This is a genomic window from Bacillus sp. B4EP4a (assembly GCF_006680105.1).
Lineage (GTDB): Bacteria > Bacillota > Bacilli > Bacillales > DSM-1321 > Peribacillus > Peribacillus simplex_E.
In genome coordinates, this window is sequence record NZ_VHIK01000006.1 from 16,909 (window position 1) to 31,677 (window position 14,769).

Annotated in this window: 14 protein-coding genes and 1 pseudogene; 5 read left to right on the forward strand and 10 right to left on the reverse strand. The window is 39.6% G+C overall.

Annotated elements, in window-relative coordinates:
- Positions 1-51: 51 nt before the first annotated feature.
- Entirely contained in the window at positions 52-1,032 is a 981-nt protein-coding gene (locus FNK51_RS03340) for an NAD(P)H-dependent flavin oxidoreductase (RefSeq protein WP_141992433.1), read from the reverse strand.
- Between the two features lie 393 nt (positions 1,033-1,425).
- Between FNK51_RS03340 and FNK51_RS03345 the strand changes: the two genes are divergently transcribed.
- Positions 1,426-2,883, forward strand: a complete 1,458-nt coding sequence (locus tag FNK51_RS03345; RefSeq protein ID WP_141992434.1) for an aminotransferase class I/II-fold pyridoxal phosphate-dependent enzyme — start codon at positions 1,426-1,428, stop codon at positions 2,881-2,883.
- Positions 2,884-3,061: 178 nt separating this feature from the next.
- Here FNK51_RS03345 and FNK51_RS03350 read toward each other — a convergent pair whose 3' ends face one another.
- Positions 3,062-3,187 (reverse strand): GapA-binding peptide SR1P, encoded by a 126-nt coding sequence (locus FNK51_RS03350; protein ID WP_072272684.1) that lies wholly within the window; start codon positions 3,185-3,187, stop codon positions 3,062-3,064.
- 335 nt (positions 3,188-3,522) lie between these two features.
- Here FNK51_RS03350 and FNK51_RS03355 point away from each other — a divergent pair, with 335 nt between their 5' ends.
- Positions 3,523-3,957, forward strand: coding sequence for a DUF1885 family protein (locus tag FNK51_RS03355; RefSeq protein ID WP_098371132.1), 435 nt, complete (start codon positions 3,523-3,525; stop codon positions 3,955-3,957).
- A 25-nt stretch (positions 3,958-3,982) separates the two neighbouring features.
- Here FNK51_RS03355 and FNK51_RS03360 read toward each other — a convergent pair whose 3' ends face one another.
- The 7 genes from FNK51_RS03360 to FNK51_RS03390 form a co-directional block, all read right to left on the reverse strand.
- Entirely contained in the window at positions 3,983-4,810 is an 828-nt protein-coding gene (locus FNK51_RS03360; RefSeq protein ID WP_141992435.1) for a polysaccharide deacetylase family protein, read from the reverse strand.
- Positions 4,811-4,854: 44 nt separating this feature from the next.
- Positions 4,855-5,112 (reverse strand): hypothetical protein, encoded by a 258-nt coding sequence (locus FNK51_RS03365; protein WP_311608312.1) that lies wholly within the window; start codon positions 5,110-5,112, stop codon positions 4,855-4,857.
- Positions 5,113-5,388: 276 nt separating this feature from the next.
- Positions 5,389-6,801, reverse strand: coding sequence for a dihydrolipoyl dehydrogenase (gene lpdA, locus FNK51_RS03370; protein WP_098371134.1), 1,413 nt, complete (start codon positions 6,799-6,801; stop codon positions 5,389-5,391).
- A 3-nt stretch (positions 6,802-6,804) separates the two neighbouring features.
- Positions 6,805-8,163, reverse strand: a complete 1,359-nt coding sequence (locus FNK51_RS03375; protein ID WP_141992436.1) for a dihydrolipoamide acetyltransferase family protein — start codon at positions 8,161-8,163, stop codon at positions 6,805-6,807.
- A 121-nt stretch (positions 8,164-8,284) separates the two neighbouring features.
- Positions 8,285-9,262 (reverse strand): alpha-ketoacid dehydrogenase subunit beta, encoded by a 978-nt coding sequence (locus tag FNK51_RS03380; protein ID WP_098371136.1) that lies wholly within the window; start codon positions 9,260-9,262, stop codon positions 8,285-8,287.
- A 3-nt stretch (positions 9,263-9,265) separates the two neighbouring features.
- Complete coding sequence (gene pdhA / locus FNK51_RS03385) at positions 9,266-10,381, reverse strand: pyruvate dehydrogenase (acetyl-transferring) E1 component subunit alpha (RefSeq protein WP_141992437.1); 1,116 nt, start codon at positions 10,379-10,381, stop codon at positions 9,266-9,268.
- 643 nt (positions 10,382-11,024) lie between these two features.
- A complete protein-coding gene (locus FNK51_RS03390; protein ID WP_141992438.1) occupies positions 11,025-11,687 on the reverse strand; it encodes a YkyA family protein in 663 nt (220 codons plus the stop codon).
- 266 nt (positions 11,688-11,953) lie between these two features.
- On the opposite strand from FNK51_RS03390, the pseudogene FNK51_RS03395 reads away from it, so the two are divergent.
- Positions 11,954-12,058 (forward strand): annotated as a pseudogene (locus FNK51_RS03395) (YjcZ family sporulation protein); the annotation flags it as partial.
- 239 nt (positions 12,059-12,297) lie between these two features.
- Complete coding sequence (gene def / locus FNK51_RS03400; RefSeq protein ID WP_098371140.1) at positions 12,298-12,852, forward strand: peptide deformylase; 555 nt, start codon at positions 12,298-12,300, stop codon at positions 12,850-12,852.
- Between the two features lie 47 nt (positions 12,853-12,899).
- On the opposite strand, the gene FNK51_RS03405 is transcribed toward def, so the two are convergent.
- Positions 12,900-13,667 carry a Cof-type HAD-IIB family hydrolase gene (locus FNK51_RS03405; protein ID WP_260397991.1) on the reverse strand — a complete coding sequence of 256 codons (768 nt, stop codon included), beginning with the start codon at positions 13,665-13,667 and terminating at the stop codon, positions 12,900-12,902.
- Between the two features lie 890 nt (positions 13,668-14,557).
- Between FNK51_RS03405 and FNK51_RS03410 the strand changes: the two genes are divergently transcribed.
- Positions 14,558-14,767, forward strand: a complete 210-nt coding sequence (locus FNK51_RS03410) for a DNA-dependent RNA polymerase subunit epsilon (protein WP_034314070.1) — start codon at positions 14,558-14,560, stop codon at positions 14,765-14,767.
- Positions 14,768-14,769: the final 2 nt, after the last annotated feature.

Below are 14,769 nucleotides of genomic sequence, written 5' to 3' on the forward strand. Positions count from 1 at the left end.
AACACGCTCCTTCTAGATAGTTTTTCATGCTGTCCGGCAGACCATGCATCATCAGTCTGCCCATTTTGAGCGAATTGCTTCCGCCTGGTCGATAATCCGACTGAATAGTTCAGCAGTCGATGGTACATCATGAATCAGCCCCATCACTTGTCCAGCCCAAGCAAAGCCTTCACCTTCGACACCGTCATGGATATAACGCTGATTCGCTTTTCCGCTTATGTAATCCTTCAATTGTTCATATCCGCCGTTTTCTTTTTCTATTTCAAGGATCTTATCGGTCCAGCTGTTTGCAATTACCCTTGCTGGTGCACCAATGGAACGCTTGATGACAACCGTATCATTTTCTGTGCCGGAAACCAAGGCATTTTTATATAATTCATGTGCATGAACACATTCCTTGACTGCTATGAATCGTGTTCCCATCTCGATTCCTTCGGCACCAAGTGCCAATGCTGCCATCAAACCTCGTCCATCGCCAAAACCACCCGATGCGATGACTGGAATATTAACGGATTCCACAACTTGAGGAATTAACACAGAAGTTCCGATATCATCACGGCCTAAATGTCCTCCACCCTCCTGACCAACTACCATCACCGCATCTGCCCCAAGCTGTTCAGCCTTCATTGCCTGCCTTCTTGCAGCAACAAGCACGAGTTTTTTCACCTGGGTTCCTTTGACGTAATCAAGAAATGGTGCAGGGTTGCCGCCGGTTACGGAAACAGCTGCGATATCCTCTTTCAAGGCTGCTTCCAGCATGTGTTCATAAGGTCTTCCATGCTGACCGATTGCAAAGTTCACACCAAACGGTTTATCCGTCAATGATTTGGTTTTTCTAATTTCATCTGTCAGTTGCTCCGGGTTGTCCAAGGACATGGCCGTTACCTGCCCCAGCCCTCCTGCATTCGAAACTGCCGCAGCCAGGTCTGCATATGCTAAATGGGCCAATCCCCCTTGTACGATTGGGTATTGAATACCTAACAAATCGGTCACACGCGTTTTCCACTTCAAACTCCTCAGCTCCCTTTTCATTTTATGTGGTTTGTTTATTTAGCTCTCAAAAATCATTAGTTTCATTATGGCAAATATTGTTTAACCGTTCAATTTTTAAACTCACCTACAATATTAATAAAAGAAGAATTCTTGAGTAAATCCAGTAAATACTAGGAAAATGGACATTTATAATCTGCTGATAATTTTATTGAGCCCCTTAACAACAAAGACATATATAAATTGTTTAAGTCAGGACATTAAAGTCACTCTAGGCATTTATTATAAGACGTGCTATAATTCATATGTTTTATGTCTATCCACAAGTTTACTAACCATACGATGGAATCGGAGAAACATACGATCATTAATAGAAAGGGAGTATGTACTCCCAAATATTACGTACCTATTTTATTGAAAAGGGGCCACAAAGAATTGTCACAGAATGAAACACCCTTATACACTGCCTTATTGCAGCATGCAAAAAAAAATCCCGTTCAATTTCATATTCCAGGTCATAAAAAAGGAAAAGGAATGGACGCTGATTTCCGTAATTTCATTGGAGAAAATGCATTATCTATAGATTTAATCAATATCGCTCCACTCGATGATCTCCATCAGCCAAAGGGGATCATTAAACAAGCTCAGGATCTTGCCGCTGAAGCTTTTGGGGCGGATCACACATTCTTTTCCGTTCAAGGAACAAGTGGAGCAATCATGACGATGGTCATGACAGTTTGCGGACCTGGGGACAAAATCATCGTCCCAAGGAATGTACATAAATCCGTAATGTCTGCCATTGTATTTTCCGGAGCTGTTCCCATTTTCATCAATCCTGAAATAGACAAAGATTTGGGCATCTCACACGGAATCACCGTAGATGCCGTCGAAAAAACTTTAAGGGAACATAGCGATGCAAAAGGATTGCTTGTCATCAATCCAACCTATTTCGGCATTTCGGCTGATTTGCAAAAAATAGTGGAAGTTGCTCATTCCCACAAAATCCCAGTACTGGTAGATGAAGCACATGGTGTCCATATACACTTCCATGAAGACTTGCCGATGTCAGCCATGCAAGCTGGAGCGGATATGGCTGCAACGAGTGTTCATAAACTGGGCGGTTCACTAACGGGAAGTTCCATATTAAATGTAAGGAATGGATTGGTTTCCGCAAATCGTGTTCAAGCCATATTGAGCATGCTCACAACCACCTCAACCTCCTATATCCTTCTGGCTTCCCTGGATACGGCCAGAAGACAACTTGCGACGGTAGGCAGGGAAATGATTGATGAAGCAATCAATCTCGCAGGGTATATCCGTGAGGCCGTTAATGAGATTCCTTATCTTTACTGTGTCGGCAGCGAAATTCTCGAGAGTGAGGCAGCCTTTAGTTATGACCCGACTAAATTGATCATATCCATCAAGGAATTGAATATTACCGGATACGACGTTGAGAAATGGCTTCGTGAAAAGCATAATATCGAAGTGGAACTTTCTGACTTGTACAATATCCTTTGCCTGATAACACCTGGAGACTCAAAAACAGAAGCGGACCTTCTGATTACTGCCCTTAGAGACTTGGCCGATGAGTTTAAGGAAATGGCGGCTGAACATGAAAAGATCGAAGTCCTGCTTCCTGATACACCACCATTGGCTTTATCACCAAGGGAAGCATTTTATGCAGAAACCGAAGTGGTTCCCATTGAGGAATCTGTCGGCAAAATTAGCGCTGAGTTCATCATGGTTTACCCGCCTGGAATCCCAATCTTCATACCAGGTGAATTGATTACTGAAGATAATATCAATTACATCCGGAAAAACATCGAGGCCGGCCTTCCTGTTCAAGGCCCTGAGGACCCAGAAATAAAATATTTACGTATCATTAAAAATTGATTGATCCCATCAAACCAGAGCGAAGTGCTGCTCTGGTTTTTTTGCCCCCTTTATTATTGAGCATGTAGCTCCCGATAAACTGAAGATTTTCGCTTCATTGACTTCTATAAAAAGGGTGCTCCAGGTTACAATCCTGAAACACCCTTAAATTCTATTAATCTTATAATCCTGTTTCGATTTATTTTTCAGAGGCAGCTGTATCACAGCTTTGGCAGTTGTGATTGTGTGTATATAGTACACTTACTTTTTCATCTTCAAAATGTTCAATCGTGCTATTGCAAGTTTGACATACGATAGTTCCCATTTTTACAACCCCTTCCTCTATATTGTATGCATCAATGACGTAATGTAACCGCTTTATATGAATTATAATATAACACATTTATTATTTCAAGCTAAAAAGTATAACATATATACTTTTTTCCTATTTAATGAACCCTCATGTAGGAAGCAATTGACTCCAATCGTTCGTTAGACGATTCCTTTTTGGGCCCTGGCGCTCATTTCATCACACCTCTTGCTTTTGCATAGCAAGGTGAAAAAGGAATTTCGTCTTTTAATTTACATATAGATATGTATATAATACATCCATAAAATGTTAATATATTCTTACATCCTATCGATTTAAGGGGGATCCACATGACTGAAAATGCCTATATCAAACTTGTTCCTGAGTCCGTGAAAGGGACTGTAACCATCGAAGACGTGAAAGAACTGCTGAACTATTATCAAATGATCACAGCGAAAACCGGAAAGCAACTGGATTGGGACTATGATAAGAAAGCATTTCCTTATGAAATGAAAGAACCAGAAAAGATGAAAGATAAGGCCATATATCTCCAATCCAAAGAAGATCGATATCACATGATATTGATAGGCGTTGACCAAGAAGTCGTTAAGGATGAAGACGGATCAGAGCGGATTCAATCCTATATCCAATTTACCCTCCCTGAAACAGCAACTTTCGGTGATAAGGGGAAAGCTAATGAACTGTGCAAGTTCCTTGCAAAGAAATTACGGGCGCAGCTACATCTCTTCAATAAACGGGTGATGTATTATTATCCAAGGAAATAAAAAACCTGCAGAAGCCGGAATTGGCTCATGCAGGCGTTTCAATTAACTTTGGATCAAGAATCTCATAACCATTCTTTTGAAAACCTTTCACGATATCCTCAATGGCTTCACTCGTCCATTGCCGGTCATGCATCAGTAAGTTCGCACCATTTCCTAAATAAGGGCTGTTCAACATGATCTCCCTTAAAGCTTTTTTATCCTGATACTCTTTTTCCCAGTCGTATCCATATGTCCAATTCATGACCAACATTTTTTCTTTCTCAGCGACTTTTTTTGAATGCTCGGTATTCGATCCAAATGGCGCCCTGAAGTACTTAGGGCGTACCCCTGTAATGCCTTCTACCAAATTGTTCAATTTTACGATTTCCCGCTCTTGTTCCTTTTCGGTTAACTGTTTTAAATTCACATGGGAATAAGTATGATTACCGATAGAAAAACCCATTTCATGAATTTCTTTTAGCACCGCTTTATTTTCATCATTTTCAAGAAAGTGACCGTTCACGAAAAAAATCGCAGGTACTTCAAGGCGCTTCAGCGTCTGGGCGATTTTCAGAGAATATTTTTCAGGTGTATCATCAAATGTTAACAGCACAACTTTCGGATTTGCATCCCCAATTGGTTTAAATGACCAATATTCTTTGTCCACCCGATATTCTGCCTTTACATGCCCATCGACAATTGTTTTTGACGTTTCGTTTTTCAGATCTTTCTCTTGCTGGCTTTCATCTTGGACCGTTGTTGTCGTTTCCACACTTTTTTGATTATCATTTTCCGTTCGACTGGAACTCGGACCATTGCATGCCATCAATAAAAATGATACTAATGTAAATAATGCTACTCCTTTGTTAATCATGGTTCCTCCGTGGTTTCTTGTGTCATTGCGGCTTGCTTAAAAATTCAATAAACGGGTACTAGCATTTCCAAAAGGATTTGCAAAATACCGTAGCATAATAGACTTATCACGGTAACAAGCATTGTTCGCCTATTGGATTTTAAAATCATTTTACCAATGTAAATGGCTAGATAGGAAAAGACCAGAAACATGAATACTTTGAAAACGAAACGATCGTTAACAGACAGCCATTCAACTAATGTATACCCACTCCAAACGATTAGTTGAAAGAGGATTACCAGATAATTTTTCAAGTGATCCACCCCATTTTGATATGAATATATCAGCCATGATCTTTTTATTGGCAAAAAATATTCCTTTAACATATCGCTCATCTTATTTTTTTATCCTTTATTACCTTTTTCAAACCCTTTCAAGGAAAAAAGTAAGAAGTCCTTTTATAGCTTATGCCCTTTTTACCCTTTTCATTTAACAAGCGTGAAGAAAATCATGACTGGGGAGTCATCCTTCATATTTGTATATCTGGCAAACAAAAAAAGCGTACTGCATTAGGCAGTACGCTTTTTTATAAAAATCAATTACTTGATGATGTGAATAGGAGTTCCAAGGGCAACTTCAGCAGCTTCCATTGTGATTTCCCCTAAAGTTGGATGTGCATGGATTGTCATTGCGATATCTTCGGCAGTCATTCCTGCTTCGATAGCCAAACCAAGTTCTGCAATCATATCAGAAGCGTTTGGTCCTGCAATTTGTGCTCCTATAACCAATCCGTCTTCTTTGCGAGTGATAAGCTTCACAAATCCGTCCGTATTATTTAAAGAAAGAGCACGTCCATTTGCAGCGAATGGGAATTTAGAAGCAAGCGCTTCGATTCCAGCTTCCTTCGCTTCTTTTTCATTATAACCGACAGAAGCAAGTTCCGGTTCAGAGAATACAACAGCCGGAATAGCAAGATAGTCGATTTCAGATGAATGTCCTGCAATGGCTTCAGCTGCAATTTTACCTTCATAAGAAGCTTTATGAGCCAACTGAGGTCCAGAAACGATATCACCGATTGCGTAAATGTTTTTTACGCTTGTACGGCATTGTTTATCCGTTTCGATCAAACCACGATCAGTCATTTTGATTCCGACTTGCTCCAGGCCGATCTCTGCCGTATTTGGACGACGTCCAACTGTTACTAAAACGTAATCGGCTTCAACTTTTTTCTCTTCGCCTTTTACTTCATAAGTAACGGTTACACCTGTTTCAGTTTCTTCCACGCCTTTAGCATTTGCTTTAGTAACAATTTCAGCACCCTTGTTTTTAAGGTTACGCTTAACAAGTGCTGCCATTTGTTTTTCAAAGCCTGCAGAAAGGATTTCTTCCGTACCTTCAAGGATGGTAACTTTAGTGCCGAAGCTTGCGAATGCTCCGCCAAGCTCAGTTCCAATGTAACCTCCGCCGATTACCACGATCGAACTTGGAACTTCTTCCAAAGCAAGAGCACCAGTGGAATTAAGTACACGTTTCGTATATTTAAATGACGGAATCTCGATTGGCGATGAACCAGTGGCGATGATTGCGTTTTTAAATGTATATGTTTGGGCTGAGTCTTCATTCATAACACGGATGCTGTTTTCGTCAACGAAATAAGCTTCTCCAGTTACAACATCAACATTATTACCTTTTAATAGGCTGCTTACACCGCCTGTTAATTTTTTAACAACAGAACCTTTCCAAGCTTGTACTTTAGAAAAATCAACAGAAACTTTTTCTGCAAAGATACCCATATCTTCTGAATGCTGAGCTTCATGGAAACGGTGTCCAGCCGAAATTAAAGCTTTCGATGGGATACAGCCTACATTCAAACAAACTCCGCCGATTGTTCCTTTTTCAACGACCGTTACTTTCTGTCCAAGCTGTGCTGCGCGAATTGCGGCAACATATCCCCCTGGGCCTGAACCGATCACTAAAGTATCTGTTTCGATTGGAAAATCTCCTACTACCATTGTTTACGCCTCCATTAACAATAATTCTGGGTCGTTCAATAACTTTTTGATATGATTCAATGCATGTTGAGCTGTTGCTCCATCAATCATGCGGTGATCAAAGCTCAGTGATAATGCCAGAACTGGAGCGGCGATAATTTCCCCGTCGCGTACAATTGCTTTTTCGGCAATGCGTCCAATCCCTAGAATGGCAACTTCTGGATGATTGATTACAGGTGTGAACCATTGACCGCCTGCGGAACCGATATTCGTAATGGAGCAAGAAGCACCTTTCATTTCGTTAGGAGCCAATTTGCCGTCACGGGCTTTCGTCGCTAATTCATTAATTTCTTGTGAAATAGCAAAAGTTGATTTACGATCTGCATCTTTTACAACTGGAACGAGCAGTCCTTTGTCTGTGTCTGCCGCAATTCCGATATTGTAATAGTGTTTATGGATAATCTCACTAGCCTCATCATCAAATGATGTGTTAAGCATAGGGAATTCACGCAATGCACTTGTTAACGCTTTAACAACATAAGGTAGGAATGTAAGCTTGATTCCTTTTTGTGCAGCAATTTCCTTGAATTTCTTACGGTGAGCAACCAATAGCGTCACATCGACTTCATCCATTAATGTAACATGCGGAGCTGTCTGTTTGGATTTCACCATTGCTTTGGCGATCGCTTTTCTCATGCCGCTCATTTTTTCGCGAGTTTCAGGATATTGCCCTTCTGGAATTGAAACTTTTTGTTTTTCGGTTGTTTCCGTATCATTTTGTTGTGAAGCTTCACTTTGAGCTGCCGGTTGCTGTGGAGCAGTTTCGCCGTTTTTGAAAGCATCTATGTCATCTTTCATGATGCGGCCGTTATCCCCAGAACCAGAAATCTCACGAATATTTACCCCTTGTTCGCGTGCATATTTCCTAACAGAAGGCATGGCGATGATACGTCGTGAAGGATCTGCCTCAACTTGTGGTTGTGATCCCGCGCCCGTTACACCATTATTTTCTTGAACCGGAGCAGCCTCTTTCTTGACTTCCTGTCCAGCTTCAGCAGTTGCTTGAACCTGGGCCTCCGTATTCTTCTCACCTTCTGCCTTCGCTTCTTCTCCATGATCCCCTTTAAACTGAAGATTTTCATAACCTGGAGCATCGAAAGTTACAAGTACATCGCCAACAACGGCAACCGTTCCTTCTTGAACAAGGATTTCTTCAACGGTACCTTCCACCGGTGATGGGATTTCAACAACGGCCTTATCGTTCTGAACCTCGCAAAGCACGTCATCTTCTTGAATCTTATCTCCTGGTTTTACAAACCATTTCACTATTTCACCTTCGTGTATACCTTCTCCGATATCAGGGAGTCTAAATTGGAATGCCACTGAGTTCAACCTCCTATATTAAATCATACTTAGTGCTTTGAATAAAGTCCTTTATCTTGCATTACCGTTAATGCGATATTACTTTCCCAAGCAGGACATTCATTCCCATTACTTAAGATTGTTAAAACTTCAAGACTTTAGTCGCCGTTTCAATAATGTCTTTATAATTAGGGAGCCATACTGTTTCAGCTTGTGAAAACGGGAATACCGTATCAGAAGCCGCCACTCGCAACACTGGAGCATCCAAGCTCAAAATGGCACGTTCGTTAATTTCCGCTACGACATTCGCTGCTATACCAGCTTGCTTTTGTGCTTCTTGAACAACGATAGCGCGTCCAGTTTTTTCTACAGAAGCAATGATTGTATCGATATCCAATGGAGATACAGTCCGTAAGTCGACCACTTCGACGGAATGTCCTTCCTTAGCCAATTCCTCAGCTGCCTTGATGGATTCCTGTACCATCGCACCATACGTAATAATGGATAAATCCGTTCCTTCTCTTTTCACATCCGCTTTTCCTAATGGAATTGTATATTCTTCTTCAGGAACTTCCTGACGGAAAGAACGGTACAATTTCATGTGCTCAAGGAAAATGACAGGGTCATTATCACGAATAGCTGAAATCAATAAGCCTTTTGCATCGTAAGGAGTGGAAGGGATAACTACCTTTAACCCTGGTTGCTGAGCCATTAAACCTTCCAAGCTATCAGCGTGCATTTCCGGAGTATGCACTCCGCCCCCAAAAGGTGAGCGAATTGTAACCGGTGCACTGTAACGTCCGCCTGAACGGTAGCGCATACGAGCAAGCTGACCGCTTACGGAATCCATTACTTCATATACAAACCCGAAGAATTGAATTTCAGGAACAGGACGGAAACCTTGTAAAGAAAGACCGACCGCTAATCCACCGATTCCAGATTCAGCAAGAGGTGTATCGAATACACGATCTTCACCGAATTCTTTTTGAAGATTTTCCGTTGCACGGAAAACTCCTCCATTAACACCAACATCTTCCCCAAAAACGAGTACATTCTCGTCATTTTTAAGTTCTGTACGTAATGCTTCTGTAATTGCTTGAATCATCGTCAATTGAGCCATGGCTTACTTCGACTCCTTCTCTTTATAAATTTCATATTGTTCTTTTAAGTTATAAGGCATTTCTTCATACATGTTTTCAATAAGGTCTGTAACCTTTTGCTTAGGTTCTGCATCTGCCAATTTGATTGCTTCTTTAATATCGTCTTTTGCTTTTTCTATCGTTTCGTTCTCTAATTCTTCATTCCAAAGTTTTTTGTTTTCCAAGAACTTACGGAAACGAACCAATGGATCTTTCAGTTCCCACTCGTTATCCATTTCGGAAGTACGGTAACGTGTCGGGTCATCCCCAGCCATCGTATGTGGACCATAACGGTAAGTTAATGTTTCAATCAATGTAGGGCCTTCACCATTAATTGCACGTTCACGTGCTTCTTTAACTGCTGTATAAACAGCCAACGCATCCATACCATCAACCTGGATGCCAGGAATACCTGCAGCCACACCCTTTTGGGCTAATGTTTTTGATGCTGATTGCAAATCAACCGGAGTCGAGATTGCGAAACGGTTATTTTGCACGATGAAGATAGCCGGCGCTTTAAATGCACCTGCAAAGTTAATTCCCTCATAGAAGTCACCTTGTGAAGTTCCACCGTCACCCGTATATGTGATGGCTACAGCTTTTTTCCCGCGTTTCTTCAACCCAAGAGCCACTCCGGCAGCTTGGATATATTGAGCCCCGATAATGATTTGTGGGGAAATTACATTGACGTCTTCAGGAATTTGATTTCCTTTAAAATGTCCCCGGGAGAATAAGAATGCTTGCCAAAGCGGCAGGCCATGCCAAACGATTTGTGGAACATCACGGTAACCAGGCAGAATGAAATCTTCTTTTTCCAAAGCATACTGGGAAGCGATTTGAGAAGCTTCTTGACCGGCAGTCGGTGCATAGAAACCTAATCTGCCTTGACGGTTCAGTGATATAGAACGTTGATCCAAGATGCGTGTATAAACCATACGACGCATTAATTCTTGCAATTGTTCATCACTTAAATCAGGCATTGCCGCTTCATTAACGACTTCTCCCTCTTCATTTAAAATTTGAAAAGTTTCAAATTGTTCTTCTACTTTCTTAAGCTGATCCTGAACATTAAATTTAGCTTGTTTAGTTTTTTGAGCCATTTGGCACCTCATCCTTTCATTAAAAAGGTTTGCTATTATTATTCTATAAAGCAAAAATAGTTTGCTTTTTAGTTTCTTCAACAATTCATTCTTTTATTTTTCCCTTAAGACCAATCCTCAAACGTGGATATGCTTAATATGTCTCAATCTTATTCTGTACCATAAAAAAAATCAAGGAAAATGATACAAGAATTTTTATAGATTAAGTTTACAAGATGAATTAACATCAAGTCAATCACTTGGAGTTCCTTATAATTTTGATTTTATAGAATTTCCAATACTCATACTTCTTCTCTGTATTAGTTTTGACTTTACAACTGTACTATTAAATTTCCCCTAATTTTCAATTTAAGGATGGCAAAGGATAACATTTAAATCCCCCAGCATATCGGATCAATTCCAAAACCGCTTTAACTATAGGCATTTGAGCCTTCGGAATAATATTCCAAAAAAATTTTCAAACGCTTTCATATAAGTCTGCTGTTAGAATTTTGATTATCGTTTTTTTTTAGTACAGGTATGAAAATTCCCCTCAAGCTGGTTGCACAAAAAAGGCTATTCTAGAATTTCCCAGACCCTAAATGAACTGGATTGAACAAAAATATGGGCTGTGAGTGAGAATCACAGCCCATCATTATTTATATTATTTTGTTGAATCAGCCATTTCTATGCCGGAACTATCATAAAAACTTTCTTTTTTTTGATTTGATTTTTCCGTTAATGCATTAAATTCCTCATTCGCTTTCAAAACCTCTGTATAAGAGGTATTTATTTTCTCGATTTGCACTTGTAATTCATCCATTTTCAAATCCTCTTTTTTAAATAGTTCATATAATTCACGATCATAAGCCAGACTTTGTTGATATGCATCATATAAATTATCGTAGGTGCTATAGCGCTCACTCATGACCTTTTTCATTTCAGTCGCTTCTTTTTTTATTTTTTCATCCTCTATTTTCCCGATTTGTTCATCTATCTGATTGAATTGTTCTTTTGAGGATTGCATACTGCTTTGTTCCTTTTCAATTATTTTTTCCCTTTGGTCGATATTCTTGGTGGCTTCATCTGAAAGCTCGACGATCTGTTCATAATCATCCAATCCAAGTTTAATTATTTTCTCAAATTTTTCTTTTTCTTTTTTCTCCAAATCATTAAGTGGCTCTTGATGCTCGGTGAAATCACTTTCCTTTTCTGCAGTTTTCTCTAGGATTTTGTGGATTCTTTCTTCCGGTGAACCATTAAAACAACCAGTCAAGATCACAAAAGAAAGAAGTAAAATAACATATGGACCAAAACGATTCAACATAGACAGCTCCTTCTGATAGTACTTCGAAGATTCATATTTCTCTAAATTCCCTTATTAGCCGCAAACACTTGTTACAATCATATTCCGAACAGGTTTTTTTCATTACTGGGCGCTAGCCTACACCCTTTAAGCCATACTGCATAGGCTGTAGGGACCGTTTCAAATCAGAGTGGTCAGCATTTTAATAATACAAAAAACGGAGGTATGAAATTATGTATGGAGGTTACAACCAGGATTGTTGTTATCCGGTTTCCGTTGCACCCAGCTATGGTTATGGTGATGGTGGAGGCGGCTGCGGCTTTGGAGGCGGCTTCGCTCTAATCATTGTCCTGTTCATTCTGTTAATCATTGTCGGCGCGTGCTTTTGCTAACCAGATAATTACTATTACCTTTACCCGAAAATGTTAACTATTTACCCTAATTCACAAAAAATGATTTATTTTTTTAAATAGACCTCAACACGCAAATAATATAATGGCTGGGATAGGAATTAATGACTTGATTCCATCCCTTCCATTTTTCTTTCATTAGATCATCCATTAACTTTCAGTATTTTTTTTGTTAAAATAATCCTATACATATTATAAGAATTTTTGTGGGGTGAAAGATTATGCTTACCATGGATGATTTTGTTAATGAAGACGATCCAATCTTAAGGCAAGTCGCGGTAGAGGTTCCGCTTCCGGCATCAAATGAAGATAAGCAACTTTTAGCCAGCTTGATGGAATATGTCCAAAACAGCCAGAAGCCCGATATTGCTGCACTATACGGGTTAAGGGCAGGAATTGGCTTGGCTGCACCACAGGTGAATGTTTCAAAAAGGATGATCGCGGTTCATTTGAAAGAAAAAGATGGTCAACTGTATAGCTATGCACTTTTCAACCCTAAACTCATCAGCCATTCAGTGGAAAAAGCATATTTGACATCCGGAGAAGGCTGCCTTTCCGTAAATCGTCCCGTTTCCGGCTATGTGCCCCGTTATGCTCGAATAACGGTTGTGGGTACGGACCTGGAAGGAAAATCGGTTCAGCTCCGCCTGAAAGGCATCGCAGCCATTTGCTTTCAACATGAAATCGACCACCTTAATGGAATCATGTTTTATGATCATATCAATCCGGAAGACCCCTATGCCATACCGGAAAATTCAATTGCGGTGGAAAGGTAACGTAATAAGCAAAACCCCCGTCTGTTGGTTGACGGGGGTTTTGTTTTTTATATCAGTTCAAGTTCCTTCAAACCAAAAAGTATGCCATCATCATCGACATCCTTGGTTACAAAGTCGGCCTCTTGCTTCACAAGTTGACCGGCATTCCCCATTGCCACGCCATATCCCGCTACTTTTAACATCTCTATATCATTTAAGCCATCTCCAAAGGCGTAAACATCCTCCAGAGCAAACCCGACTTTTTCCATTAATATTTTAATGCCTTCAGCTTTTGAACCCCCGAATGGAAGAACATCCGTTGAATACTCATGCCATCTAATGAAATGGAAGTCATCATATTTCCCAACAAAGTTCCCTTCTTCATCTTCCGAACAGAATAATAAGGCTTGGTATATATCATGGTCCTCATAAAAATCTGCCACATGTTCAGGGTGGGGAAACTTCAGGCTGCTTAATGCTTCTTCAATTCTGCTATGATGTGGAACACTCGATTTCATTGTCTCCTCATTCATGAAAACGATCGGTATTTCATTTTTTTCAGAATGTTCGTGGAGCCGTTTTATCTCAGGTATGCTCAAAGGGTTTTTATAAACGACTCTCCCTTCAAAAACAACGTATTGTCCATTGAAACTTACAAATGTATCGATACCAAGCTCTTCCCTTAAAGATTCGAACATAAACGGAGCCCTTCCTGTGGCAATCGCTACAAAAACCCCGCTATCCTGCAGTTGCTTAATGGCTTTTTTTGTTGAAGCAGGTAACTTTTTTTCATGATCAAGCAACGTTCCGTCAATATCAAAGAATACGATTTTCACTAACGATTCACTTCCAATTCATTCATTTTTTCCTTTTTTAATATGTACCCATTTAATAATTGTCATCAAGATAAGTCAAGTAACACAACCGGATTCCACTCAATTTACGTTTTTTATTCACGAATGGGCATATACTATTCTTAATAGAAAAACAACTCAGGCTTCTTAGATTACTTCTCCCATCCTTCTTGCCTCCAAAAATCCCAGCTGCTTGTTTGAATGAGCCTTTTTTTTCAAAAATGGGCCAAGGACCTGTAAAGACGTATTTACATTATTGAATAATCCTATACAATAATAATTAAGGGAGCGTGATCGCCATGTTAAAAAAGCTTCGTAAAAAGCTTGCTAAACAATGGAATGATCTTTTAAGAAAAAAATCTATCGCATAATTTGCCACTCATTCCTGCCTTGGCCGTCATCCATATGCGAATTTTTTTCGGACAGTCCTTCAAAAACTTGCGGAGGGCTTCTTCCTTGTTGTAAAGTTCTTGTTAAGCATTCTTTCTTTCTATCTTGGCTTTTATATGGTCAGGTGAATACATATTTCAATAAAGATATGAGTCGTAGTGTTTTCATGAAACGCTGTACACAGTCGTACTGTATTAATTAGAAAGAAATCGTTTACGAAAAAAAAGATCCCATGATTTAAGTTTTACACATGGCAAAAACGGATAGGATATAAGATAGAGGAAGACACAATTGGATTGATACCAGAATCGGCCATCTATTTTTTTATATACTTTTATACATTGGTATATTTAATTCATCAAACCCCTTCCGTTTTTATGGCGGAGCTGGGTTTATTTTTACATGATGTTGAAAAACATGAAAAAATTGTTGTTTTTATATATAATGAAAAAAGCAATGCAAACAAGTGAGGAGAGATTAAAATGGTTTTTAAGGTATACTATCAAGTAACCATATCAGAGGTTCCCATCAGGGAGAATACTAAAACAATGTTTGTCGAAGGTGAATCCGTTCGTGACGTTCGTTTAAAATTAAAAAAGGAACCTTATAACGTAGAAATCGTATTACCTGTAACCGGAGCATATTTAGAATATGAAAAACAAAATGAAGATTACAAAGTATTGGAGCTATAATT

What these genes read in the sequence shown, in the direction of transcription:
- FNK51_RS03340 (WP_141992433.1), bottom strand. Translation starts at nt 1,032, where the DNA reads ATGAAAAGGGAGCTGAGGAGTTTGAAGTGGAAAACGCGTGTGACCGAT.
- FNK51_RS03350 (WP_072272684.1), bottom strand. Translation starts at nt 3,187, where the DNA reads ATGGGAACTATCGTATGTCAAACTTGCAATAGCACGATTGAACATTTT.
- FNK51_RS03355 (WP_098371132.1), top strand. Translation starts at nt 3,523, where the DNA reads ATGACTGAAAATGCCTATATCAAACTTGTTCCTGAGTCCGTGAAAGGG.
- FNK51_RS03360 (WP_141992435.1), bottom strand. Translation starts at nt 4,810, where the DNA reads ATGATTAACAAAGGAGTAGCATTATTTACATTAGTATCATTTTTATTG.
- lpdA (WP_098371134.1), bottom strand. Translation starts at nt 6,801, where the DNA reads ATGGTAGTAGGAGATTTTCCAATCGAAACAGATACTTTAGTGATCGGT.
- FNK51_RS03380 (WP_098371136.1), bottom strand. Translation starts at nt 9,262, where the DNA reads ATGGCTCAATTGACGATGATTCAAGCAATTACAGAAGCATTACGTACA.
- pdhA (WP_141992437.1), bottom strand. Translation starts at nt 10,381, where the DNA reads ATGGCTCAAAAAACTAAACAAGCTAAATTTAATGTTCAGGATCAGCTT.
- FNK51_RS03390 (WP_141992438.1), bottom strand. Translation starts at nt 11,687, where the DNA reads ATGTTGAATCGTTTTGGTCCATATGTTATTTTACTTCTTTCTTTTGTG.
- def (WP_098371140.1), top strand. Translation starts at nt 12,298, where the DNA reads ATGCTTACCATGGATGATTTTGTTAATGAAGACGATCCAATCTTAAGG.
- FNK51_RS03410 (WP_034314070.1), top strand. Translation starts at nt 14,558, where the DNA reads ATGGTTTTTAAGGTATACTATCAAGTAACCATATCAGAGGTTCCCATC.